We start from the raw sequence: 26,476 nt of genomic DNA on the forward strand, positions 1-26,476 counted from the left end.
TACTTAATACTTGTTGTTATGACAGAAAACGAAATATCTTATAAGGTTATCGGAGCAATATATAAGGTATATAATGAGCTTGGTCCTGGCTTGTTAGAGTCTGTTTATGAAGCAGCCCTTTGCTATCAACTTAGAAAAGATGGTTTGAAGGTTGAGAATCAGGTGAAACTTTCTGTAATATATGATGGGCACGTCTTGCCTGTAGATTTGCGATTGGATGTTTTGGTAGAGGATAAAGTGATTGTAGAATTGAAATCTGTTACAGAAATGAAGGCGGTTTATGGCAAACAGCTTCTTACTTATCTGAAAATATCTAATCTAAAGCTTGGTCTGTTGGTTAATTTTGATACATCTGATATTCGTTCATCTATTCACCGAGTCGTTAATCACCTTTAGCTCACGTAGATATATATTTCTTGGTCACGCTTGATTTTTTTAGTCACTCAGATTTCGCAGATAACGCAGATTTTCCTTGCAGTGGCATACTTAAGAGTATCGCACGAAAGATTTGCGTAATCCGACCGGACAGGTCTCATCTGCGGATAAATGATGTAGAAGAAGAAAGATCTGCGTAATCTGCGTGACTAAAAACGATTTATGAGTCTTTAAAAATGAATTTTGCGTGGAATTTTCATCCACAGCAACAAAATATAAGCCTAAAAATGAAAATAACCAGCTGAAAATTTGGTGGTTTGCGAGAAAAATCGTAACTTTGCAGCCGTTTAATCAAAAAAACAACGTAGAATAGTTAATGAAAAATGACAAAATAAAAAATCAGTACCGCGTAAACGAACAAATACGCGTACGTGAAGTGAGAGTGGTAAGTGATGGCGGAGCAGAAGTGATGCCAACACGTAAGGCTTTGGACTTGGCTCGCCAGGAAGGTGTTGATCTCGTGGAGATTTCTCCTAATGCACAACCTCCTGTTTGTCGAATAGTTGACTATTCTAAATTCCTTTATCAGCAGAAGAAGCATGCTAAGGAGATGAAGCAGAAGCAGGTAAAGGTGGAGACCAAGGAGATCAGATTCGGACCTCAGACTGATGAGCACGATTATCAGTTTAAGCTCAAGCACGCTATGGAGTTCCTGAATGAAGGTAACAAGGTACGTGCATACGTATTCTTCCGCGGTCGCAGTATCCTCTTCAAGGAGCAGGGTGAAGTTCTTCTTCTCCGTTTTGCTAACGACCTCGAGGAGTATGGTAAGGTGGAGCAGATGCCTAAATTGGAAGGTAAGAAGATGTTCCTCTATATGAGCCCTAAGAAAGCTGGTGTGGCTAAGAAGAGTCAGCAGAAACTGGATCGTGAAAAGCGTGAGGCTGAAGCTAAGGCTGCAGAACAGGCTGAAAGAGCTGCCAATGCAGAAAAAAACAGTTTGCTGGCTAACGCTAAGGGCGGTGATGCCTTGAAGCAACTTGCAGCAGACAGCGAGGATTAATCAAGAAAAAAGAGATGCGTAACGCCGTGGTATATGCGTTGCCATCCGTTAAATAAATAACAATTTAAATTAAAAGTAAAAATGCCAAAAGTAAAGACTAATTCCGGCGCAAAGAAGAGATTCCGTTTCACCGGTACAGGTAAGATCAAGCGTCATCACGCTTATCACAGTCACATCTTGACTAAGAAGACAAAGAAGCAGAAGAGAAATCTCCTTGGTGAGACTCTCGTAGATCGTTCTAACCTCAAGCAGGTTCGCGACTTGCTCTGCCTCCGTTAATTATTAACTTTTTAGTCGAACTTTTAAAGAAAAAAAATTATGCCAAGATCAGTAAATCACGTTGCATCAAAAGCAAAAAGAACAAAAATCTTGAAGCTCACTAAGGGTTACTATGGAGCTCGCAAGAATGTATGGACAGTAGCTAAGAACACTTGGGAGAAGGGTCTTACTTACGCTTATCGTGACCGTCGTAACAAGAAGCGCAATTTCCGCGCATTGTGGATTCAGCGTATCAATGCTGCTGCTCGTTTGGAGAACATGAGCTATAGCCAGTTGATGGGTGCGCTTCACAAGGCAGGTATCGAGATCAACCGTAAGGTGCTCGCTGACCTCGCTGTTAACAACCCTGAGGCTTTCAAGGCTATTGTTGACAAGGTTAAGTAATTCAAGACTTAGTCTGTGATTTCAAAAAATAAAGACTGTATTCCAGATGATGGGGTACAGTCTTTTGCTTTTTAAGAATTCCCTATTTCGCATCCTTTATCTCTCGTTTTATATCTCCTGTTATATAAGCAACGACTAACTTTTATCCGGAATTTCCCGTTTTTATCTTTGTTTATTTTGTTCTTATTTTGTTGTTTATCCTTAAATTTACTTAATCTATTTTGTCGTTTGATAGATTTTATATAATTTTGGAGAATAATCAACACGCAAGCGTATGAAATACAAGATAAACTTAATCTCATTTTTACTGATATCATTGCCTTTGTGCTCCTTTGCCCAGAAAATTTCACTGGGTTCTTGCGTTACTCGTGACGGAGGACAATATAAAGGCGAAATGGTAGGAAATAAGCCGAATGGGAAAGGTACTACCGTCTTTAAAAATGGTGATACTTATGAAGGATCCTACGTGAAAGGTAAGAGAAACGGTTATGGTATCTATACTTTTGCTGACGGTGAAAAATATGAAGGTCAGTGGATGGAAGATCAGCAGCATGGACGTGGAACTTACTATTTCCAGAATAATAATAAATATGTTGGTTTATGGTTCCGTGATTACCAGCATGGACATGGCATCATGTATTATTACAATAAGGATAAATATGATGGTGACTGGTATATGGACAAGCGACAGGGACGTGGTACCTATACTTACTCCAATGGAGCATACTACAAAGGTCAGTGGAAGAACGACATGAAGAATGGACTGGGATTCTTTGACTGGGGTGATGGTACGACTTACGATGGAAACTGGGTGGATAACCAGCGCTCGGGAAAGGGTACCAACAAGTATGCCGATGGCGATGTATATATCGGAGACTGGAAAGATGATATTCAGGACGGTAAAGGTATATACAAGTTTAAGAACGGTGATGTATATGAAGGCGACTATGTGCAGGGTGAACGTACTGGTGAAGGTATCTTCAAGTCTGTGAATGGGGCGAAATATACCGGACAGTTCCGTGATGGTCTGCGAAACGGACAGGGTACTTTTATCTGGAAAAATGGGGATATCTACGTAGGTAGTTGGAAAGATGACCTGCAGGATGGTAGAGGTAAACTGACCAAGAAATCGGGTGATATCTTTGAAGGTGAATTCCGAAAAGGTCAGGTGAATGGAGAGGTGATTATCCACTACGCCAATGGCAACCGTTTCAAGGGTGTTTACAGAAATGGTAAACGTGAGGGTGCCTGCATCGAGGAAACCAAGGAAGGTAAACGATTTGAAGGCACTTACCGTAACGACCGCCGAGAAGGCAAGTTCGTAGAGAAAGATAGAAACGGACAGGTGACAGCTCGCGGAACTTACGAGAACGGTAAGCGCTTTGAAGATTGATATGAAATTTCAGGAAAAATCTTCTAAAGAGTTATCAATTATATTAAATAGAATTTGTATTTTAAACTTTTAAATCATGATAGTTGACACATTAGAAAATTTGGAGAAATATGTCTCTCTGAATCCTCTCTTTGCAGAGGTCGTTAAGTTCTTGAAAGAGAACGATTTGAACGAATTGGAAGACGGCAAGCATTCCATCGTGGGTAATGACTTGTTTGTAAATATAACAACAGCTCATGGAAAAACTGTGGATGAAGCTGTATTTGAAACTCACAAGAATATGCTTGATATCCAGATACCTCTTGACAACGAAGAGACTTATGGTTATCTTCCTTTGGCTAAATTGCCTGAGGCAGAATACAATGCAGAAAAAGACGTAACCAAATATCCTGGTGCTGTGGCTTCTGCTTATGTAACCTGTCTGCCTGGTGAATTTGCTATTTTCGCTCCTCAGGATGGGCATCAGCCATGCATCGGTACAGGCGATATCCACAAGGCTATCTTCAAAATCAAGGCATAAACTGAAAATCAATCAAAGTTTAAGACGGAATCTGTTACTCGCAGATTTCTTTCTCTATAGCTAATCTAAAATCATGAGTATATGGCAACAAAAAAAGCAGAAAGCGGCAAGAAAACTGCTGCTAAAAAGGCAGTGAAAACTACTGCAACTAAAAAAGCAGTGAAGACTCCTGCAGCTCCTAAACATATCGGTTTGGTGAAGAATGACTCCTATCTCGAACCTTATGAGGATGCAATTAAGGGAAGACATGATCATGCTCTGTGGAAATTGAATCAACTGACTAAGAATGGTAAGCAGACCTTGAGTGATTTCGCCAATGGCTACGAGTATTTCGGTCTGCATAAAACTGATCGTGGATGGGTGTTCCGTGAGTGGGCTCCTAATGCTACTGATATCTATCTGATTGGTGATTTCAATGACTGGAAAGAGTCGCCAAAGTATCGTGCTAAACGTATTCAGGGTACAGGAAACTGGGAACTCAAGCTCTCTGAGAAAGCGTTGAAGCATGGTGATCTTTTCAAGATGAAAGTTCACTGGGAAGGTGGAGAAGGTGAGCGCATTCCTGCTTGGGCAAGAAGAGTGGTACAGGATGAAAAGACCAAGATTTTCTCTGCACAGGTTTGGAATCCGGAACCATACGTATGGAAGAAGAAAACTTTCAAGCCAAAGACGACTCCGCTGTTGATCTACGAATGCCACATCGGTATGGGACAGGATGCTGAAAAAGTGGGTACCTATACAGAGTTTAAGGAGAATGTACTGCCACGTATCATCAAGGATGGTTACAACTGTATCCAGATCATGGCTATTCAGGAGCATCCATACTATGGCTCGTTCGGTTATCATGTAAGCAGTTTCTTTGCTGCCAGCAGCCGATTCGGTACTCCTGAGGAACTGAAGGATCTCATTGATACTGCTCATCAGAAGGGTATCGCTGTGATTATGGATATCGTTCATTCTCACGCTGTAAAGAATGAGGTGGAAGGTCTGGGTAACTTAGCTGGCGATCCTAACCAGTATTTCTATCCTGGTGACCGCCATGAGCATCCGGCCTGGGATAGTCTCTGCTTCGACTATGGCAAGGATGAAGTCATCCACTTCCTCCTGAGCAACTGCAAGTATTGGCTTAATGAGTTCCATTTTGATGGTTTCCGTTTCGACGGTGTTACATCCATGCTCTATTACAGTCATGGTCTAGGCGAGGCTTTCACCTGCTATGCTGATTACTTCAACGGACATGAGGATGACAATGCCATCTGCTATTTGACTCTTGCCAACTGCCTGATTCATGAGGTAAACAAGAATGCAATCACCATAGCAGAGGAAGTGAGTGGTATGCCAGGATTGGCAGCTAAGTTTACCGATGGCGGATATGGTTTCGACTATCGCATGGCAATGAATATTCCTGATTTCTGGATTAAGACCATCAAGGAATTGCCAGATGAGGCATGGAAGCCAAGCAGCATATTCTGGGAGGTAAAGAACCGCCGTAAGGATGAGAAGACTATCTCTTACTGTGAGAGTCATGACCAGGCACTTGTGGGTGACAAGACGATCATATTCCGACTGATAGATGCTGATATGTACTGGCATTTCAAGAAGGGAGATGAGAATGATATGGCACATCGCGGAATTGCTCTGCATAAAATGATCAGACTGGTGACGGCTTCTACTATCAATGGTGGATATCTGAATTTTATGGGTAATGAGTTCGGTCATCCAGAGTGGATTGACTTCCCAAGAGAAGGAAACGGATGGAGTTACAAGTATGCCCGTCGTCAGTGGAACCTTGTAGATAATAAGGATTTGTGTTATCATTATCTGGGTGACTTCGATCGTGAAATGATCAACGTTATCAAGAGTGAGAAGAATTTCAATAAGACTCCAGTTCAGGAAATCTGGCACAATGATGGTGATCAGGTACTTGCCTTCATGAGAGGCGACCTGCTGTTTGTTTTCAACTTCTCACCTACCAAATCATTTACCGATTATGGCTTCCTGGTACCTACTGGTTCTTACAGTATCGTACTGGACAGTGATAATGTGGCATTTGGAGGAAATGGTCTGAATGATGATACAATGACACATTTAACAAATTATGATGCGCTCTATGTAGAAGAGCATAAAGAGTGGTTAAAACTCTATTTACCAGCTCGTTCTGCGCTCGTATTAAAGAAAAACTGAAAGTAATTATATGGAAAAGAAAAGAAATAGTACCACCAAGATGCGTCTGACGTGTGCTATCATCTTTATAGTATTTACATATCTCTATTTGAGCTGCTACCAACAGGATCTGTTGGCAGTAGCTCAACATGCTTTATCGGGTGGAATGACTCAGTACAACTATGTACTGTTTCCTATCCTGACTACCCTTGTCCTGTTTCTTCTTCAATGCGGCGTTTTTGCCATCACGCGGGTGAAGAAACGATTTCATGCATTGACGTATTTTCCATCTTTGCTGATACTCGCTATCATCACGGATATTCCTACGGATATTGATACCTACCATTCATTGGGTAGCTGGTGCTGGCTTTTTCCGTTGCTCCTGATTCTTTATTCAGGAATAATGTGGGTAATCCGTCAACTGGAAGCATACGAACCAGATATTCAGAAAGGGCTCTGGCTGTCCAAATGTACTTGGATCAACGTGCTTTCTCTGGATGTGATGATTCTTCTGGTGATTCTTATCGGAAATGGTAATGATGTGTTCCACTATCGCATGCGGATGGAAAGTCTGATGTGTGAAGGAAAATATCAGGAAGCGCTGGAGGTGGGTGCGCAGTCTGCTCATACGGATTCTTCACTCACCATGCTCAGAATAGCCTGCCTTCATAAAACGGGAGCGATGGGGGAGAAACTTTTCACTTACCCTCTTGTAGGTGGCAGCAAGGCAATGATACCAGACAGCGTGACTACCAAATCGATGATGTGGACCACTCCGAAGTGGATGCGCAAGAAGGTAAGAGGAAAATTCTACTATGTGAAACCGCTGGACTATCAGTTGAATGCATTCCTGCTGGATAAGAAAATCGATCAGTTTGTACACCTTGTGCAAAGCAAATATAATATCGAGAATGATTCGCTCCCCAAGCATTATAAGGAGGCATTGATGCTATATACCCACAGAAGATTGCATCCGAAGGTAGTATATAGAAATGCAGTAATGGAAGCTGACTTCCAGGATTTCCAGACTTTGGAACGGAAATATCCTAATGCAATGGAACGTAATGCCGCCTTGCGTGATACCTATGGTAATACGTACTGGTATTATTATCTTTATGGTAAGGAATAAACTGGCTAATATGCCTTTTATCGTTATGATCATTCAGGCTATAAGCCTTATTAAATATCTCAACATAAAAAACAAGTATGAATAAACTTAAGTTGTTTTTGCTCATGTCGATTTCTTTCTTCTGTATGGCAGGCTATGCTCAGAAGAAGGAGATTTCTGCTGCACGAGACAATGTTAAGGCTGGAAATAATTTAACTCAGGCTCAGGCATCTATGGAGAAGTTGCTCAAGGATTCTGTGAATCGCGGAAACCTGAAAATATGGAATATTCTCTATGATGCTGTGAGAAAACAATATGAGCAGGGGAATGAAAAGTTGTATCTGAAACAGGCGTATGATACAGCCCAACTGTTTAATCTGACAAGACAACTCTTTGAGGTGGCACAGAATATGGATTCTGTAGAAATGGTTCCTGACAGGAAAGGGAGAGTGCGTATCGAATATCGCAAGCAACATGCTGATTATCTGGGAAAAATCAGACAAAACCTCTACAGCGGTGGTCTCTGGTTTATCAGAAAAACCAGATTTCCCGAGGCATATAGTTTGTTGGATCAGTATTTGCATTGCGCCAGCATTCCTCTCTTCGCCTCTTACAATTACAGGGAGAAAGATAAGCTGATTCCGACTGTGGCTTTCTGGGCCGTATATTGCGGATACAAGATGAAGAATCCACAGGCTACTTTACATCATTCGTATATCGCTCTGAAGGATACTACTCATTATAATTATATGTTGCAATATCTGGCAGAGACATATAAACTCGAAAAGGATAAGGTAAGATATGTGGATTGTCTGAAAGAAGGATTCAAGAATTCACCTTCTTTTCCTTTCTTCTTTCCACGCCTGGTAGAACATTATATGGAAAAAAATGAACTGGATTCGGCAATGAATGTGGTGAACCAAGCTTTACTGGTGGATTCTTTGAATACCACTTATCTCCTGACCAAGAGTTCCATCTTGCTGAATCAGGGAAAGAATGAGGAATGTTTTGATATCTGTAAGTCTCTGATAGCGAAAAATGATTCCTTATCCGAAGCTCATCTCAATGCCGGTCTCTCATGTTTCAACCGCGCCATTATGCTGGATAAAAATTCGCAGAAATTGAGAAAGAAACATGATGAAATAAATGCGCTCTACAAACAGGCACTTCCATATCTGGAAAAATATAGAAAGCTCGAACCGAATGAAGTAGGGAAGTGGTCCCTCCCATTATATACGATTTATCTCAATCTGAATATGGGTAAAGAGTTTGATGAGATAGACAAAGTGATGAATAATAACAGAAATAAAAAGTAAATATGTTACAAGATATATTGAATCGTTTGGATATAGAACTGAACGGCATGCAGGAAGCTACGATGCATGCAATGCTTCATAGCAATAAGGACGTTGTGGTTCTTTCGCCTACAGGTAGCGGTAAAACGCTGGCTTATCTTCTGCCACTGGTTCAGCTCATTGATCCATCGGTAGATGCACCACAGGCGCTTGTGATTACTCCTGGTCGTGAACTTGCATTGCAGTCGGCCAATGTACTGGGAACTATGCATACTCCTGTAAAGGCAATGGCTTGTTATGGTGGACGACCTACGATGGATGAACATCGTTTGCTCAGAAAGGTGATGCCTCAGGTTATCTTCGGTACTCCAGGACGTCTGAATGATCATATCGATAAGGGTAATTTCGAAATAGAGAATATCAAGTACCTCATCATCGATGAGTTTGATAAGTGTCTGGAAATGGGCTTTCAGAACGAAATGAGCAAACTGATAGAGAGTCTGCCAAATCTGGAACGCCATATACTGCTTTCTGCTACCGAGGCAGAGCAGATTCCTAATTTCGTTCACATGAATCGTGCAGAAACGATTGACTATCGCATTGAGGAGGAACAGGTTTCAGACCGTGTTTGCATCTATCAGGTGGATAGTCCACAGAAAGACAAGTTGGAGACACTCGCCCAGCTTCTGTTGAGTTTTGGTGATGAGAGTACCATTGTGTTCCTCAACTACCGTGACAGTGTGGAGCGTACCAGCGATTTCTTGCGTGAAAAAGGTTTCTCACTTTCCTCATTCCATGGTGGATTGGACCAGAAAGCGCGTGAAGATGCACTCTATAAGTTCAGCAATGGTAGTGTGAATATCTTAGTAAGTACTGATCTAGCATCAAGAGGTATTGATATTCCTGACATCAACAATATTGTGCATTATCATATCCCGGAATGTGAGGATAGTTATATTCACAGAGTAGGTCGTACGGCGCGCTGGGAATCTCAGGGTAAGGCTTTCTTTATCATCGGACCTACTGAACACATTCCAGATTATGTGGATGCAGAGATACAGACTTACGAAATCCCGCTGACTCATTCTGTACCAGCCAAACCACGTATGGCTACTATATATATAGGTAAAGGAAAGAAGGATAAGGTAAGCAAGGGTGACATCGTAGGTTATCTCTGCAAAATAGGCCAGCTCAATTCTTCCGAGATCGGCAAGATCGATGTGAAGGACAGATATGCCTATGTGGCCGTATCGCGTACTAAGTTGAAACAGGTGCTCAAACTGACTGCCGGACAAAAAATCAAAGGTATCAGAACAGTAGTGGAAGAGGTTTTATAATCTTATTTCCTTCGCCCTGATATATTCCCATATTGATCTTATTGATTCTCTGTCATCTTAATTGCTGATAATATGTATCAGTAATTCTATTTTCTGCATAAAAATACATAGAATAGGCAGAAAAGGCTGACAATCCGTAAGAATTTTGCCCATTTTGCTAAAAATGTGCAGAAAAGTTTGGTGGTTTCAAATAAAAATTGTAATTTCGCCGACGTGTTTTAAAAACACATAGGGAATAATCCAATAAAAACTTAAATAATATACAGATGAAGAAGTACAATTTTAATGCAGGTCCTTCAATGCTTCCACGCGAAGTGATTGAAAACACAGCTAAGCAGATTTTGGATTTCAACGGTTCAGGTCTTTCATTGATGGAAATCAGCCATCGCGCTAAGGATTTCCAGCCAGTAGTTGATGAGGCAGTCTCCTTGTTCAAGGAGTTGCTTGATGTCCCTGAGGGTTACTCCGTTATCTTCCTTGGTGGTGGTGCGTCATTGCAGTTCATGCAGATTCCTGCCAACTTCCTCATCAAGAAGGCTGCCTATGTCAATTCTGGTACTTGGGCCAAGAAGGCGATGAAAGAGGCAAAGCATTTTGGTGAGGTCGTGGAGATCGCATCCTCGTCCGACGCCAACTATACTTTCTATCCTCAGTTTGAAGGTCTCGAGCCAGCTGATGCAGACTATCTGCACATCACTTCCAACAATACCATCTATGGTACTGAGTTACGTCGTGATCCAGATGTTAAGGTGCCTTTGATTGCTGATATGAGTTCTGATATCATGAGCCGTCCTGTGGACGTTTCTAAATATACAGCTATCTACGCTGGTGCACAGAAGAATCTCTCTATGGCTGGTGTAACTGTAGTAGTCGTGAAGGATGAACTCTTGGGCAAGGCTCCACGTGAGTTGCCTACAATGATTGATTATCGTACACATGTAGATAAGGGCAGTATGTTTAATACTCCTCCAGTAGTGCCTATCTATTCTCTGATGGAGAATCTCCGTTGGTTGAAGGCTAATGGTGGTGTAGAGGCTGCTGATAAGCGTGCTCACGAGCGTGCTGATGTACTCTATGCAGAGATTGATCGCAATAAACTCTTCAAGGGTACTGTAGAGGAGGCTTCACGTTCTCTGATGAACATCTGTTTCGTTATGAACGATGAATATAAGGAACTTGAGAAGCCATTCCTTGACTTTGCAGTTGAGCGTGGTATGGTAGGTATAAAGGGTCACCGCTCTGTAGGTGGCTTCCGTGCAAGTTGCTACAATGCTATGACTATGGAGGGCGTGAATGCTCTTGTAAAGGCTATGCAGGATTTCGAGGCACAGCACTAATTCTAAAATATTCTAATCAAATTCAATCATGAAAGTATTAGTTGCAACAGAAAAACCTTTTGCAGCAGCTGCTGTTGAAGGTATCAAGAAAGAAATTGAAGGTGCAGGCAATGAACTTGTCCTGCTTGAGAAATATACAGAAAAGACTCAGCTATTGGATGCAGTGAAAGATGTGGATGCAATGATCATTCGCTCTGACAAAGTTACTGCTGAAGTTTTGGATGCTGCCAAGAATCTGAAGATTGTGGTACGTGCTGGTGCAGGTTATGACAATATTGACCTTGCTGCTGCTACGGCTCACAATGTAGTAGCTGAGAATACTCCTGGTCAGAATTCTAATGCAGTTGCCGAATTGGTTTTCGGTTTACTGGTATTTGCTGTTCGTAATTTCTATAACGGCAAGGCTGGTTCTGAGTTGAAGGGTAAGAAATTAGGTATCCTTGCTTTCGGTAATGTGGGTAGAAATGTTGCTCGCATCGCTAAGGGCTTCGGTATGGAAGTATCTGCTTATGATGCTTTCTGCCCTGCTGATGTTATTGAGGCTGCCGGTGTTCATGCTGTCAAGAGTCAGGATGAACTGTTCCAGACTTGTGATATCGTTTCTCTTCATATTCCTGCTACTCCAGAGACTATCAAGAGCATCGATTATAAGGCTGTAAACCAGTTGCCTAAGGGTGGTATCTTGATTAATACTGCCCGCAAGGAAGTTATCAACGAGGATGAGTTGATTAAGCTGATGGCTGAGCGTGAGGACTTGAAGTTTATTACAGATATCAAGCCAGATGCAGATGCTGAGTTTGCTAAGTTTGAAGGTCGTTATTTCTCTACTCCTAAGAAGATGGGTGCACAGACAGCAGAGGCTAATATCAATGCTGGTATTGCTGCTGCTAAGCAGATTAATGCATTCTTCAAGGATGGCTGTACCAAATTCCAGGTAAACAAGTAATAAAAGAATAATAGGTGAGCTCGCAGAGGGTATTGTGTGAAAGTATCCTTTGTGGGCTTTTGTGTTTTATCATAGTGCCGGACTATTTTAGTGCGGTATTTTAATACCTACAACATTATGGCAAAAATTAAACCTTTTAAGGGCATTCGTCCGCCAAAGGAACTGGTGGAACTGGTGGAATCAAGACCATACGATGTGCTCGATTCAGAAGAGGCTCGTGCCGAAGCTGGTGACAACGAGAAGAGTCTTTATCATATTATCAAACCTGAAATCAATTTTGAACCTGGTACTTCTGAGTATGATCCACGAGTCTATGAAAGCGCTGCTGAGAATTTCAGAAAGTTTCAGGAGAATGGTTGGTTGAAACAGGATGATAAGGAACAATATTACATTTATGCCCAGACCATGAATGGCAAGACGCAGTATGGTCTTGTAGTGGGTGCTTATGTAAACGATTATATGACGGGTGTTATCAAGAAACATGAGTTGACTCGCCGTGACAAGGAGGAGGATCGCATGAAGCACGTACGTGTTTGCAATGCAAATATCGAACCTGTATTCTTTGCTTATCCAGATAATCCGGTACTCAATAACCTTCTGGTTCGCTATGCTGCTACTGCACCAGAGTATGATTTCATTGCTCCTGTTGACGGATTCCGTCATCAATTCTGGATTGTTAGTGATGACCAGGATATTGCCACTATAACAGCGGAGTTTGAGAAAATGCCAAGTCTCTATATAGCTGATGGTCACCATCGTTCAGCTGCTGCAGCTTTGGTAGGTGCTGAAAAGGCTAAGAATAATCCTCATCATACTGGTCAGGAAGAATACAACTACTTTATGGCAGTTTGCTTCCAGGCAAGTCAGTTGACAATTCTTGACTATAATCGAGTAGTGAAGGACTTGAATGGTTTGACTTCAGAACAATTCCTCGATGCTTTGACTAAAAATTTCGAAGTTATTGAGATTGATGCAATTAACATCAATGTATCTGGTGATGATGAAGGTATTCCATGCTATGAAAAGATGGAGTTACAGGAAGCTATCGATAAATTCGGTTTGGATATTCTGAAACCTGCAGCCCTTCATTCATTCCTCCTATATCTGGATGGTAAATGGTATGGATTATTCGCTAAGCCAGGTACTTACGATGATGAAGATCCGATTGGCGTATTAGATGTTGATATTTCATCCCGTTTGATTCTTGATGAAATCCTTGGAATCAAGGACTTACGTTCTGATAAGCGTATCGATTTTGTGGGTGGTCTCCGTGGACTTGGTGAGCTGAAACGTCGTGTAGATAGTGGTGAAATGAAGATGGCATTGGCACTTCATCCGGTAACTATGCAGCAGATTATGGACATTGCTGATAGTGGTAAGATTATGCCACCTAAGGCAACTTGGTTTGAACCAAAACTGCGCAGCGGTTTGATAATTCATAAATTAGATTAAAGAGTTCGACTTATAAGTCCGACTATTCTACAGAATTTATGTAGGACAGTTTGGTTTATATAATTGACGACTTAAATGGAATGATTGACGAATACAAAACTATAAAAGATCAAGTAGGCGAGGGGCTGTACACTGAGAAAAGAAGTAAGTTCCTCGCTTTTGCCCATCATGTGACATCTGTCGAAGAAGTCAAGGAAATAGTGGCAGGTTATAGGAAGAAATACTATGATGCCAGACATTGTTGCTATGCATATATGTTGGGTCCTGAAAGAAATGAATTCCGGGCGAATGACGATGGAGAACCGTCTTCTACTGCCGGAAAACCAATCTTAGGACAAATCAACAAAGCAGAATTGACAGATATTCTGATAGTGGTTATCAGATATTTCGGTGGAGTAAAACTTGGAACAAGTGGTTTGATAGTCGCTTATCGTGAAGCAGCTATAGAGGCATTGGCTCATTGTGAAGAGGAAATCAGACAGGTAGAAGAAATTGTGACTTACGATTTTACCTATCCTATGATGAATGATGTAATGAGAATTGTGAAGGAAATGAATCCACGTATTGTGGATCAGGTTTTTGATAACACCTGCAGCATAAAGCTTTCCATTCGCAAGAGTGAGGCAGAACAATTAAGAACTCGCTTGAAGAAACTTTCGTTTGAATAAAGTTTCTCCAAGCGAGTTTTTGGTTTATATATTCTTTTCGTTAAATAAATCAGAATTGTTTCTGTTTTAAAAAACTGGAAGTTTTTGTATTTATTATCCGGATGCAATGGATTTTATTTCTGGATGCAATGGTTTTAATTTTCGGATGATCTTAAAGCTATAATTCCGGATAGCTTACATCTTCTAAGAAAAGAGCATTGCCTGGCATACTCTCGCCGGCATCACTTCTTGTTCCCTGATGCAAAATTTCAAGAAATTGATTCATGCTTATTTTTCCACGGCCTACATCAATCAATGTTCCTACCACAGCTCTCACCATGTTGCGAAGGAAACGGTTGGCTGTTATTTCAAAATACCAGGATGTAGGGGAGGTCTGCACCCATTTCGCTTCTGTAACATGACAAATGGTAGTCTTGTTGTCACCACCAGCCTTGCAGAATGCTGCATAGTCTTCATGCTGAAGGAAATACTTGGCTGCTTCATTCATTTTATTAAAATCCAATGGATAATTAATTTGGAGAGAGAAATGACGTTCAAATGGATCCTTTCGCGTATGTATATAATAATGGTAGGTGCGGGAGGTGGCGGAGAAACGGGCATGCATGTCATCTGCAACAGGGAAAACATCCCATACAGATATATCTCTTGGGAGAATTCGATTCAGGCGATAAACCATCTGGTCGCAGGAAATGGGAAGAAGTTCCTTTTTCGCAGACATGTCTTTTTCTTCGTCAGAAGATAATGCTGCCTGATCTTTAAGTTCCCAATCAAAATGAGCTGCCATTTTTCTGGCATGAACTCCTGTGTCTGTACGTCCGGCACCTACAACTTCAATTTCTTTTCGGAGTAAAATAGACAACGCTCGTTGCAACTCTTGCTGCACCGTATTTGCATTAGGCTGAATTTGCCATCCATGATAGTTTGTACCATCATAACTAAAGGTAATAAAGTATCTACTCATAGCTGCAAAATTACGAAAAATATGCGATATATGCGATAATAATACCAAATTTTTTCAATTTTGATACAATTTTGAAAGAAAAATGGCAATTTGTTTTGCAATTTGGCAATAAATTTGTAATTTTGCGATTAATTTTGTAAAATTGATTATGGCACAGAATATTTTTAGAGGGTTAGGTATAGCTCTCATTACTCCATTTAAGACCGATGGTTCGGTAGATTACCAGGCTCTGAAGAGATTGGTAGAGTTTCAAATTGACAATGGTGCAGATTTCCTTTGCATCCTTGCTACAACTGGTGAGGCGCCTTGTCTTACTAAAGATGAGAAAGATAAAATCACAGAACTTGTCAAAGAGGTCAATCATGGTCGTGTCAAGATTTTGAAATATTGCGGTGGTAATAATACTGCTGCTGTAGTAGATGAAATCAAGAATACTGATTGGAGTGGTATTGATGGTATCCTCAGTATTTGTCCTTATTATAATAAGCCTTCTCAGGAGGGACTTTATCAGCATTTTAAGGCAATCGCTGAAGTTAGTCCTCTGCCTATCGTATTATATAATGTACCAGGTAGAACAGGTGTTAACATGAAACCTGAAACAACTTGTCGCATCGCCCGCGATTTCCCTAATATTGTAGCAATCAAGGAAGCAAGTGGCAGCTTGGAACAGGTAGATGAGATTATCAAGAACAAACCTGATAATTTTGATGTTATCAGTGGTGATGATGCATTGACTTTCTCTATGGTAGCCAGTGGTGCAGCAGGTGTGATTTCAGTTATTGGTAATGCTCTTCCTAAAGCATTCAGCCGTATGATCCGCTTGGAGTTCCGTGGTGAATATGAGCCAGCACGTAAGATTCATCATGCATTTACAGAGCTTTATAGCTTGCTTTTTGTAGATGGTAACCCTGCTGGTGTAAAGGCTTTGCTCAATGATATGGGTTTCATAGAAAATGAACTTAGATTGCCTCTTGTTCCAACAAGAATTGCAACTAAGCAGAAGATGAGCGATATCATCAAGGACTTGCGTTTCTGATGACATTAGCTTTGATTTTGCTCATTTTCCGAAATATTGCCACTGAATTATTCTGAATTTCACTAATAGCTACTTTATGTCAGACGATAGAAGAATCATACATGAAATTACTCCGTTGATGGGAAAAGATGTTTTATACATTGCAGACCGTCATAAAAAGGAGTTTACTTATCCTATTCACAATCACTCTGTGTTTGAACTCAATTTTGTGGAGAATGCTAAAGGTGTCCGACGCATAGTGGGTGACTCGCAGGAAATTATCGGTGATTATGATTTGTGTTTGATTACTTCTCCTGACCTTGAACATGTATGGGAACAGAATGATTGTCGCAGCGAGGATATCAGAGAGATTACAATACAATTTGACTTCAGTATGGGTACCGAAACGCTCTTTGGCAGAAATCCGTATTCAAGTATTACAAGAATGATGCAGGAAGCCAAGAAAGGACTTGTGTTTCCGATGAAAGCCATTATGAAAGTATATGGATTGTTGGATACTTTGAGTTCTGTCAAAGATGGCTTTTATGCCGTTCAGCAGTTTCTGACTATATTGTATGAACTTTCACGGTGTGATGGTGCTAAGACTTTAGCTTCTACCAGTTATGCGAAGGTTACTGTGGAGGATGACAGTAGAAGAATTCTGAAGGTAAAGAATTATATCTCTAAGAATTATATGGATGAACTGAGACTGCCAGAGCTTGCAAGCATGGCTGGCATGAGTCCAAGTGCATTCAGTAGATTCTTTAAGTTGCACACTGGAAGAAATATCAGTGAATATATTATTGATCTGAGGTTGGGTTATGCAGCACGAATGCTGGTAGATACTGCAAAATCTATCAGTGAAATCGGATTTGATTGCGGATTTAATAATCTGAGTAACTTCAATCGTATTTTCAAGAAGAAAAAAGGATGCTCACCAAGTGAATTCCGTGAAAATTATCACAAGACTCGTATTATTGTGTAGTCTGTCTAGTGAATGGACTGTATGAATAGTGTTTTCTTCTGATGAATTTATGGCCTATGGCATAAATGCCTGTTATAAATATTAAGAATTGAAGAGAATTAAAAATCCAAAAACAAATAAATCTTCCATGTATGACTACTTGGGAGATTTATTTTGTTCTTTTTTACCTTTTCCGCAATCGTTTAAGTAAAAATCTGATTAAAAATTCTATTATTATTTTGTTTTACCGAAAATTTGAGTTATTTTTGCAAAGAAAATAGTTAATGGAATTCCCAAAAGGTTTTTCAAAAGCAAAATATTTAAAACTACTATACAATTATGAAGCAATTTATGGATGAAAATTTCTTGCTCGACACTAAGACTGCGCAGGATCTTTTCCACAATCATGCGGCTAAAATGCCAATTATTGACTATCACTGCCATCTTATTCCTGAGATGGTAGCTAATGATCACAAGTTTAAGAGTATTACTGAACTTTGGCTCGGTGGTGACCACTACAAGTGGCGTGCAATGAGAACTAATGGTGTAGATGAGCGTTTCTGCACTGGTACCGATACAAGCGATTGGGAGAAGTTCGAGAAGTGGGCTGAAACTGTTCCTTATACATTCCGCAACCCATTGTATCATTGGACTCATCTCGAGCTTAAGACAGCTTTCGGTATTGACAAACAGTTGAACCCTAAGACCGCTCGTGAGATCTTTGATGAGTGTAACGAGAAATTGCAGTTGCCTGAGTTCAGTGCACGCGGTTTGATGCGCCATTATCATGTAGAGTGTGTTTGTACAACAGACGATCCAATTGATGATCTCCGTTACCACAAGCAGACCCGTGAGAGTGGTTTCGAAATTAAGATGATTCCTGCTTGGCGTCCTGACAAGGCTATGAATATCGAGAAGCCTGATTTCGCTGAGTATATGAATAAGTTGGGTGAAGTTGCAGGTGTTACTATCTCAACATTCCAGGATATGGTTGATGCTCTTCAGAAGCGCCACGATTTCTTCACAGAGAATGGCTGTAAGTTGAGCGACCATGGTATTGAGGAATTCTATGACGAGGCATATACTGATTCTCAGATTGAGACTATCTTTGAAAAGGCTATGCGTGGTCAGCAGTTGTCAGTTATTGAGGTTCGTCAGTACAAGCATGCTTTCTTGAGAATTTGTGCTGAGATGGATCATGCTGCTGATTGGACTCAGCAGTATCACTATGGTGCCATCCGCGACAATAACACATTGATGTACAATAAGTTGGGCGCAGATACAGGTTTTGATTCTATTGGTGAGTTTACTACAGCTCGTGCTATGAGTAATTTCTTGAATGAATTGAACGTAGAGGGTAAGTTGACTCGTACAATCCTTTATTGCTTGAACCCATGTGCCAATGAGGTAATCGCTACTATGCTTGGTAATTTCCAGGATGGTTCTTGCCCAGGTAAGATTCAGTTTGGTTCTGGCTGGTGGTTCAATGATCAGCTCGATGGTATGACACGTCAGATGAATGCATTGTCTGTGCTCGGTCTTTTGAGCCGTTTCGTCGGTATGTTGACCGACTCTCGTTCATTCTTGAGCTATCCACGTCATGAGTATTTCCGTCGTTTGCTTTGCAACCTCCTCGGTAATGATGTAGAGAAGGGTTTGCTTCCTAACGATATGGAGAGTCTCTCTCGCATGGTTGAAGATATCTCTTACAACAATGCCCGCAACTACTTCAAGTTCTATTAATTGTAGAGCTGAATAGCAATTATACTAAGACAAATCCCTTTACGGCATCTGATGATGTTGTGGAGGGATTTGTTGGTTAATAACAGAAAACTTTTGATTATGGGGGTAATAGACAGAATACTACGATATTACGAAGATCTCAGAGAATTTAATTCTTCTAATATCAAGGATTTCCGAGGCAGAGTAAAGTCTTGGATAAAGATGGGTATGCTTGCCGGACGTATCTTCTATGTAAAGGATATGTGGGCCAGAGATGTGGCAGCATTGACTTTTGCCTCCTTCATGGCTTTGATTCCTTTTATGGCGATGATGTTTGTCATTGCCAGAGGTTTTGGATATGCATCCTTATTGGAATCCTGGCTTTCTACTACTTTTGAGGCACAACCGGTTGTGGCTCAAACTATCGTAAATTTCGTACATAATTATATCGAGAATACCCAGAGCAACTATATCATCGGTACGGGTATCGTGATGTTTCTCTATACGATCATCTCTCTGATGCAGAAAATAGAACTTACGTTTGATGACATCTGGCATACGGGTGAACGTTCATGGAAACAGATTTTTACGGAATATCCTACCATTCTGTTTGGGTTAAGTCTCATGATACTTTTTGCTTCGAGTATTAATGTATGGACGGTGAATATGGTAGATAATGTCGATAAGATAGCTGATATAGGAGAAACAATTCCTTCGTTTATCCTCCATTTGGCTGCATTCGTTCCGATGTTTCTGTTCTTTGTGTTCTGCTATTGTGTTATTCCGAATACCTATATCAGACTTCGCAGTACTCTTGTACCTTCTTTTCTGGCTGGTATCTGTATGACAGCATTGCAGTATGGCTATATTTATTTGCAAGTATTCCTTTCCAGCTATAATGTCATTTATGGTTCTTTGGCTGCCATTCCACTTTTTCTGTTATGGCTTCAGATTTCTTGGGCAATAGTGGTATTTGGTGCTTTGCTTTGTCATACGAATCAAAACATACATTATTATGATGGAGACCTCAGATATGATCGTCTTAAATTAGTGCAGCGTATCAAGGTTTGCGGAATGGTTATGCATTTGGTATGCAAGCAGTTTAATAATGGAGAACAGGCTTATACTCCTAAGCAGATTCATGATTTAACAGAAATACCGCAACAGATAGTCAATCAGGCAGTAAGAGAACTTTTGCATGCTAAATTACTGGTAGAGATTAGAAGCGAAAAAAAAGGTTGTTTTGAAGAATCTGTTGTCTTGCATCCGATAGAGAAGATAGATCATCTGACTTATGGGGTGATGATAGAACGCCTCTTTAACTATGGTGAGGAAATTTCTGGTTTTTCAGAAATAGAAAAAGAATTGAAATTGTGGAAAAATATCGATATCGTAAATCAGAAATTCGTAGATAACGGTAAGCAGATATTATTTATTTAGAAAAATATAAACGGTCATTTGTAACATCAGTTTGTACAAATGACCGTTTATTATTTATGTTCTCCTAAATTATAAATAGGATAACTTTATTTTCATTCTTATGAGTTCATAGAGAGTAAGAACTCATCATTATTTCTTGTATGCTGCATGCTATTGTGGATGGTATTCATAGCCTCAATTGGGTTCATGTCTGAAATGTACTTGCGCAGAATCCACATACGGTCGAGGGTAATCTTATCCTGCAAGAGATCATCACGACGTGTAGATGAAGCAACCAGATTGACAGCAGGGAAGATACGTTTGTTGCTGAGAGAACGATCCAACTGCAACTCCATATTACCCGTACCCTTGAATTCCTCAAAGATAACTTCATCCATCTTGCTACCTGTATCAATCAGAGCTGTAGCAATAATCGTCAGCGATCCACCTCCCTCAATATTTCTGGCAGCACCAAAGAAACGTTTTGGTTTCTGTAGAGCATTGGCATCCACACCACCAGTAAGAACCTTACCAGAAGCTGGTGCAACAGTATTGTAAGCACGAGCTAATCGTGTAATAGAATCAAGGAAGATGACAACGTCGTGGCCGCATTCTACCATTCTCTTTGCTTTTTCCAAGACGATACCTGCAATTTTCACGTGGCGCTCTGCCGGTTCATCAAATGTAGATGCAATTACTTCTGCATTTACAGTACGAGCCATATCAGTAACCTCCTCTGGACGTTCGTCGATGAGAAGCATCATCAGATAAGCCTCCGGATGGTTGGCAGCAATCGCATTTGCAATATCCTTCATCAAAATAGTCTTACCCGTTTTAGGCTGAGCTACAATCAAAGCACGCTGACCCTTACCGATTGGCGAGAACAAATCTACAATTCTTGTGCTGAGATTGGTGGTCGAGCGATTTCCACAGAGAGAGAATTTCTCGTTAGGGAAGAGTGGAGTAAGATGCTCGAATGGAACTCTGTCTCTAATTTCTGATGGCTCACGACCATTAATCTTGACAACAGAAGTTAATGGGAAATACTTCTCACCTTCATGAGGTGGGCGTACCTTACAGAGAACAACATCGCCAGTTTTGAGACCATATCGCTTGATAAAGTTGGAAGCAACATATACATCGTCAGGAGAAGATAAATAATTATAGTCACTACTGCGAAGGAATCCGTAACCGTCAGGCATTACTTCGAGAACACCATTGGATGTAATGATGTCACTGAAATCATATAATGGTTCTTGTTCCTGTTCTTCCTGTGCATCCGACAGAACAGCTTGGTTTTGTTGGTTTGCTGCCGCAGAATTCATCGGTCTGTCAAATATGTCGAAAGATGGCAAAGCAGACTGATCTTCAATAGGTAAATCAACTACAGGGATGAAATCTGTCCCATCACCTGGATCGTTTTCCCAGACTTGTACATAGCCATTATTTGGTGTCTGAACTGTTGCATTCTGCTGGTATACTTCTTCCTCATTTTGAGCATTCATCTTAGCCTGCAACTGTGCAAACAATTCATTATTCTGACCATTTGTTTCTTTTGAATGATCGAAAACTTGCTCAGGAATTAAGTTATCAGTACCACTTAAAGAAGAATCGGAAGTAGTAGTAGAATCATTCTCTGCAACTGTATTTCCTTCATTCTTACTTTCTTCAGTATTGTCCATGCCAGCATTACTTTCTGAAACCTTATTTTCTGCAGATAATGCATTAGCAGGCAGTTCTTTCTGGGCATTCTCGTTTTCAGAAGAGTTCATTTCGGTGTTAATGGTATCATGGGTAGCCAACTTAGCTTCGTGCAGTTTTTTAAGCGCAGCAGCTTTCGCTATAGCAATAGCTTCCAATTCAGCCTTGCTTTTTCTACCACGATGCTTTGGAAAGTCAATAACAGGTTCCTCTGGGGAATTTGTTGATTGATCACTAACTTCTGTATTTTTGTTTTCTTGTGGTTCAGTATTTGAGTTTGCTGGTTCAGAAACCGACTGTGTTCCTTCTTGAGTTTTATCAGACTCATTAAATAATTTAGGTTCCTCGTGTGCAGAAGGACCTGTAGCTTGATTTTTCATCACGTCAAAGTTTTCACCGTCTTTTCCCTTGACAGTGTAAACCTTATCTTCTGTTTTGGCAATGCGAGCTCTCTTTCTTTTTACTGGTTGAGGCGCTGTTTCTGCCTGAGCGTCAAGGATGGCATAGATGATAGTCTCCTTGTTGTCGCTTGATTTAATCTTTGCGCCAATTTGCTTAGCAATGTCCTTCAATGTTGCGACATTCCTAGAAGTTAATTCGTCTTTGCTATACATTATTTATAATAGTTATATTGTATATGATTCTTGATAGTATAAAAAGGTGTTTCAAGAGGAGAAACACCTATCGTACAAATTCCGAGTGCAAAGATAATTAAAAAAATCGTTTCTGCCAAATTTTTTTTGTATCTTTGCACAAAATTTCAATAAAAATGGCAAATCAGACACCATATTTAGATGTACAGAACCTTACAAAGCGCTTTGGAGCACAGGTTCTTTTCGATAAAATCTCTTTTTCCATCGCAGAAGGACAGAAGGTGGGACTTGTTGCACGTAATGGTACGGGCAAATCTACTCTTATGTCTGTACTGATGAATAAAGAGGGGTATGAAAACGGTGATATTATATATCGTAGAGACTTGAAAATCGGTTATTTGGAGCAATCACCAGACTTTGATCCAGAGGAGACAGTATTGGATGCTTGCTTCAATCATAATGGAGATCCGGAAAAGGTACTGAAAGCTAAACAGATACTTACACAACTGCATATCACCAATCTAGAGCAACCTATGGGTCAGCTCAGTGGTGGTCAGCAAAAACGTGTGGCACTTGCTAATGTACTCATAGAAGAACCTGATTTTCTGATGCTGGATGAGCCTACTAACCATTTGGATCTGGAAATGATAGAATGGCTGGAGGGTTATCTGAATCGTGGAAACAAGACTATTTTCATGGTTACTCATGATCGTTTCTTCCTTGATAAGGTTTGTAATGTTATCCTTGAATTGGACGATCAGACTATTTATACCTATCGAGGTAACTATGCATATTATCTGGAGAAACGTCAGGAAAGAATGGACAATCTTCGTGCTGAGATACAACATTCTAAAAATTTGTATAGAAGAGAACTTGACTGGATGCGCAGACAACCACAAGCCCGTGGTCATAAAGCGCGCTATCGTGAAGAGGCATTCTATGAACTTGAAAAAGTTGCCAAACAGCGCATTGAGGACAGGCAGGTCAGACTGAAGGCTTCGACAGTTTATATTGGTAGCAAGATTTTTGAATGCCAGTATGTTAGCAAGGCTTTTGAAGATCACGGTCATAAAAAGGTGATACTCGACCATTTTTATTATAACTTTGCCCGTTTTGAGAAAATGGGTATTGTGGGTAATAATGGTACCGGTAAATCGACGTTTATCAAGATGCTCTTGGGTGAAGTGAATCCTGATGAGGGTAAATTTGATATCGGTGAGACTGTACGCTTTGGTTATTTTTCGCAGGAAGGTCTGAAATTCCGTGAGGACCAGAAGGTTATAGATGTAATTACGGAAATTGCCGATTATATCGATCTCGGTGGCGGTAAACACATGACTGCTTCTCAGTTTCTTCAATTCTTCCTCTTTACACCGGAGGAACAACATAATTATGTATATAAGTTGAGTGGAGGAGAAAAGAGAAAGCTTTATCTGTGTACCGTATTGATGCGTAATCCGAATTTCCTCATTCTGGATGAGCCTACTAATGACCTGGACATTCAGACGTTGCAGGTTCTGGAGGAATATCTTCAGGATTTCCCTGGATGTGTTATAGTAGTCAGTCACGACAGGTATTTCATGGATAAGGTTGTAGATCATCTGCTTGTGTTCAAGGGAGAGGGTGATATTCAGGATTTCCCTGGCAACTATACCCAGTATCGTGATTGGAGCAGGTTGCAAGCTAAGGAAAATGAAGACGAATCCACTAAGGCAAAATCGGCGTCAAAGACAACTGATGCAAAGAATAGTGATAATGCCAGTGGTACTGCTAAACGTGATGTAAACTTCGAAAACAAACGGAAGATGTCCTTTAAGGAAAAACGTGAGTACGAACAACTTTCAAAGGAAATCGAAGCTTTAGAGAAAGAACAGAAGCTATTGGAGGAAGAACTCTGTAGCGGAAAACTGAGCGTGGAGGAACTGACAGAAAAAAGCAAGAGATTGCCACAAATCAAGGATGAACTTGACGAAAAGGAAATGAGATGGCTTGAGCTTTCAGAATTGCTTTAATAACCGATATCCGGTATTCTAATAAAGAAACTGGATGGGGGGAAAGTATAACGTATAAAATAATAATCGTAACATAATATCAGTAACAATGGAGATTAAAAAATCAGAATTTACGATATCTGCTCCTCGAGTGAGTATGTGTCCTAAAGATAATAAATTAGAGTATGCTTTTATTGGCAGAAGTAATGTAGGTAAGTCAAGTCTTATCAATATGCTTTGCAATCATAAAGGTTTAGCAAAAACTTCAGCCACACCAGGTAAAACTCTGTTAATCAACCACTTTATCATCAATAACGAATGGTATTTGGTTGACCTTCCTGGTTATGGATTTGCCAAGCGCTCCAAGACTGTTCAGAAGCAACTGGAACAGATGATTGCTGGTTATATTCTTCAGCGCCCTCAGTTGGCAAATGTATTCGTATTGATTGATGTTCGCCATGAGCAGCAGAAGATAGATCGTGAATTTGTAGATTGGTTGGGCGAAAGTAACATTCCTTTCTGCATTGTGTTTACCAAGGCAGACAAGTTAGGTCCTGTAAAGGCAAGAATGAATGCCCAGAAGTGGATGCAAGCATTGGAGGATCGCTGGGAAGAACTCCCTCCTTATTTTATAACCAGTAGTGAAAAGAAAATGGGAAGGGATGAAGTGCTTGATTATATCGATGAAATCAACAAGTCTTTGAGTGAGTAAGTTTCTGAACACTTCAAATATTAATATCAGAATCAATGAAAGAAATTAAGTGGGGATTTATCGGCTGCGGTGAGGTAACCGAGAAAAAGTCAGGACCAGCATTCAATGAAGTTCCTGGCTCACAAGTTGTTGCGGTTATGAGCAGAAGTGAAAAGAAAGCGCGCAGTTATGCTGAGCGCCATCATATCAGAAAATGGTACACTGATGCTCAAGAACTTATTGATGACCCTGATGTAAATGCGGTCTATATCGCCACGCCACCTTCTTCTCATGCCACTTTTGCTATTATGGCTATGAAGGCTGGTAAACCTGTTTATGTTGAGAAGCCTCTGGCTGCAAGCTATAACGACTGTATTCGTATCAATCGTATTAGCGAACAGACAGGTGTGCCATGTTTTGTTGCTTATTATCGCCGTTATCTCCCTTATTTCCAGAAAGTTAAGGAAATTATTCAAAGTGGAGGAATTGGAGATGTCATCAATGTGCAGGTAAGATTTTCTGTTCCACCTCGCGATTTAGACTATCATAGTGGAAAGGAAATGCCTTGGAGATTGCAACCGGATATTTCTGGTGGTGGCTACTTTTATGATTTAGCTCCACATCAGATTGATCTTTTGCAAGATTTGTTTGGTGTGATAACACGTGCTCACGGATATCCGGCAAATCGTGCTCACTTGTATGAAGCTGAAGATACGATTTCTGCATGTTTCTTCTTTGAAAGTGGCATTCCTGGCAGTGGAAGCTGGTGTTTTGTTGGACATGAAAGTGCTAAGGAAGATTGTATCGAAATCATTGGTGACAAGGGATCACTGTCTTTCTCGGTTTTCAATTACGAACCTATCCGATTAATTAATTCCGAAGGAAAGAAAGATATCGTTGTTCCAAATCCACCATACGTTCAATTACCAATCATCCAGAAGGTGATAGAAGATTTACAAGGAATAGGTATTTGTGAATGTACTGCTATTTCTGCTACTCCTACCAATTGGGTACTTGACCGTATTCTTTGGAAAAACTAGAGGCTCATAGGGCTGATGAATATTCATTCGGCTACTCTGGTTTCTGATTTAATCAGATT

Annotated in this window: 23 protein-coding genes; 21 read left to right on the top strand and 2 right to left on the bottom strand. The window is 40.5% G+C overall.

Translation table 11 applies throughout. The features are described from left to right. The first annotated feature begins 18 nt into the window (after positions 1 to 18). The 14 genes from KUA50_RS04015 (at position 19) to KUA50_RS04080 (ending at position 14,320) form a co-directional block, all read left to right on the top strand. A complete protein-coding gene (locus KUA50_RS04015; RefSeq protein WP_218456218.1) occupies positions 19 to 396 on the top strand; it encodes a GxxExxY protein in 378 nt (125 codons plus the stop codon). 355 nt (positions 397 to 751) lie between these two features. After that, positions 752 to 1,438: a translation initiation factor IF-3 gene (gene infC / locus KUA50_RS04020; protein WP_218456217.1), complete on the top strand. Its 687-nt coding sequence runs from the start codon at positions 752 to 754 to the stop codon at positions 1,436 to 1,438. An 81-nt stretch (positions 1,439 to 1,519) separates the two neighbouring features. Then, a complete protein-coding gene (rpmI, locus tag KUA50_RS04025; RefSeq protein ID WP_022111351.1) occupies positions 1,520 to 1,717 on the top strand; it encodes a 50S ribosomal protein L35 in 198 nt (65 codons plus the stop codon). Between the two features lie 39 nt (positions 1,718 to 1,756). Next, positions 1,757 to 2,101: a 50S ribosomal protein L20 gene (gene rplT / locus KUA50_RS04030; protein WP_022111350.1), complete on the top strand. Its 345-nt coding sequence runs from the start codon at positions 1,757 to 1,759 to the stop codon at positions 2,099 to 2,101. A 274-nt stretch (positions 2,102 to 2,375) separates the two neighbouring features. Next, positions 2,376 to 3,494 carry a phosphatidylinositol-4-phosphate 5-kinase gene (locus tag KUA50_RS04035; RefSeq protein ID WP_218456216.1) on the top strand — a complete coding sequence of 373 codons (1,119 nt, stop codon included), beginning with the start codon at positions 2,376 to 2,378 and terminating at the stop codon, positions 3,492 to 3,494. 76 nt (positions 3,495 to 3,570) lie between these two features. Beyond that, positions 3,571 to 4,014 carry a YhcH/YjgK/YiaL family protein gene (locus KUA50_RS04040; RefSeq protein WP_118117318.1) on the top strand — a complete coding sequence of 148 codons (444 nt, stop codon included), beginning with the start codon at positions 3,571 to 3,573 and terminating at the stop codon, positions 4,012 to 4,014. Between the two features lie 81 nt (positions 4,015 to 4,095). Continuing rightward, complete coding sequence (locus KUA50_RS04045; protein ID WP_218456215.1) at positions 4,096 to 6,198, top strand: alpha amylase C-terminal domain-containing protein; 2,103 nt, start codon at positions 4,096 to 4,098, stop codon at positions 6,196 to 6,198. Between the two features lie 10 nt (positions 6,199 to 6,208). Further along, complete coding sequence (locus KUA50_RS04050; protein ID WP_218456214.1) at positions 6,209 to 7,306, top strand: DUF6057 family protein; 1,098 nt, start codon at positions 6,209 to 6,211, stop codon at positions 7,304 to 7,306. A 77-nt stretch (positions 7,307 to 7,383) separates the two neighbouring features. Continuing rightward, positions 7,384 to 8,601 (top strand): tetratricopeptide repeat protein, encoded by a 1,218-nt coding sequence (locus KUA50_RS04055; protein WP_218456213.1) that lies wholly within the window; start codon positions 7,384 to 7,386, stop codon positions 8,599 to 8,601. A 2-nt stretch (positions 8,602 to 8,603) separates the two neighbouring features. Continuing rightward, a complete protein-coding gene (locus KUA50_RS04060; protein WP_218456212.1) occupies positions 8,604 to 9,917 on the top strand; it encodes a DEAD/DEAH box helicase in 1,314 nt (437 codons plus the stop codon). Positions 9,918 to 10,183: 266 nt separating this feature from the next. Continuing rightward, positions 10,184 to 11,254 (top strand): 3-phosphoserine/phosphohydroxythreonine transaminase, encoded by a 1,071-nt coding sequence (gene serC / locus KUA50_RS04065; RefSeq protein WP_218456211.1) that lies wholly within the window; start codon positions 10,184 to 10,186, stop codon positions 11,252 to 11,254. Between the two features lie 28 nt (positions 11,255 to 11,282). Further along, positions 11,283 to 12,200, top strand: a complete 918-nt coding sequence (locus KUA50_RS04070; RefSeq protein WP_218456210.1) for an NAD(P)-dependent oxidoreductase — start codon at positions 11,283 to 11,285, stop codon at positions 12,198 to 12,200. A gap of 117 nt (positions 12,201 to 12,317) precedes the next feature. Further along, positions 12,318 to 13,652: a DUF1015 domain-containing protein gene (locus KUA50_RS04075; RefSeq protein WP_218456209.1), complete on the top strand. Its 1,335-nt coding sequence runs from the start codon at positions 12,318 to 12,320 to the stop codon at positions 13,650 to 13,652. 80 nt (positions 13,653 to 13,732) lie between these two features. Then, positions 13,733 to 14,320, top strand: coding sequence for an IMPACT family protein (locus KUA50_RS04080; protein WP_134843455.1), 588 nt, complete (start codon positions 13,733 to 13,735; stop codon positions 14,318 to 14,320). A 157-nt stretch (positions 14,321 to 14,477) separates the two neighbouring features. On the opposite strand, the gene truA is transcribed toward KUA50_RS04080, so the two are convergent. Further along, a complete protein-coding gene (gene truA / locus KUA50_RS04085) occupies positions 14,478 to 15,281 on the bottom strand; it encodes a tRNA pseudouridine(38-40) synthase TruA (RefSeq protein WP_218456208.1) in 804 nt (267 codons plus the stop codon). A 148-nt stretch (positions 15,282 to 15,429) separates the two neighbouring features. On the opposite strand from truA, the gene dapA reads away from it, so the two are divergent. From dapA to KUA50_RS04105, 4 genes are all read left to right on the top strand, one after another. Beyond that, the gene (gene dapA / locus KUA50_RS04090) at positions 15,430 to 16,317 is read left to right on the top strand and encodes a 4-hydroxy-tetrahydrodipicolinate synthase (RefSeq protein ID WP_022111338.1); all 888 of its coding nucleotides are present in this window, start codon (positions 15,430 to 15,432) and stop codon (positions 16,315 to 16,317) included. Positions 16,318 to 16,393: 76 nt separating this feature from the next. Beyond that, positions 16,394 to 17,281, top strand: a complete 888-nt coding sequence (locus tag KUA50_RS04095; protein WP_218456207.1) for an AraC family transcriptional regulator — start codon at positions 16,394 to 16,396, stop codon at positions 17,279 to 17,281. A gap of 318 nt (positions 17,282 to 17,599) precedes the next feature. Next, a complete protein-coding gene (gene uxaC, locus KUA50_RS04100) occupies positions 17,600 to 19,003 on the top strand; it encodes a glucuronate isomerase (RefSeq protein ID WP_218456206.1) in 1,404 nt (467 codons plus the stop codon). 99 nt (positions 19,004 to 19,102) lie between these two features. Next, positions 19,103 to 20,422, top strand: a complete 1,320-nt coding sequence (locus tag KUA50_RS04105; RefSeq protein ID WP_218456205.1) for a YihY/virulence factor BrkB family protein — start codon at positions 19,103 to 19,105, stop codon at positions 20,420 to 20,422. Between the two features lie 98 nt (positions 20,423 to 20,520). Here KUA50_RS04105 and rho read toward each other — a convergent pair whose 3' ends face one another. Continuing rightward, the gene (rho, locus tag KUA50_RS04110; protein WP_218456204.1) at positions 20,521 to 22,716 is read right to left on the bottom strand and encodes a transcription termination factor Rho; all 2,196 of its coding nucleotides are present in this window, start codon (positions 22,714 to 22,716) and stop codon (positions 20,521 to 20,523) included. A 155-nt stretch (positions 22,717 to 22,871) separates the two neighbouring features. On the opposite strand from rho, the gene KUA50_RS04115 reads away from it, so the two are divergent. The 3 genes from KUA50_RS04115 (at position 22,872) to KUA50_RS04125 (ending at position 26,417) form a co-directional block, all read left to right on the top strand. Further along, positions 22,872 to 24,707, top strand: a complete 1,836-nt coding sequence (locus tag KUA50_RS04115) for an ABC-F family ATP-binding cassette domain-containing protein (protein WP_218456203.1) — start codon at positions 22,872 to 22,874, stop codon at positions 24,705 to 24,707. A gap of 88 nt (positions 24,708 to 24,795) precedes the next feature. Next, a complete protein-coding gene (yihA, locus tag KUA50_RS04120) occupies positions 24,796 to 25,398 on the top strand; it encodes a ribosome biogenesis GTP-binding protein YihA/YsxC (RefSeq protein ID WP_118117302.1) in 603 nt (200 codons plus the stop codon). 35 nt (positions 25,399 to 25,433) lie between these two features. After that, on the top strand, positions 25,434 to 26,417 hold the full coding sequence (locus KUA50_RS04125) for a Gfo/Idh/MocA family protein (RefSeq protein WP_022111330.1): 984 nt from the start codon (positions 25,434 to 25,436) through the stop codon (positions 26,415 to 26,417). Positions 26,418 to 26,476: the final 59 nt, after the last annotated feature.

This window comes from Segatella hominis, assembly GCF_019249725.2.
Taxonomy (GTDB): domain Bacteria; phylum Bacteroidota; class Bacteroidia; order Bacteroidales; family Bacteroidaceae; genus Prevotella.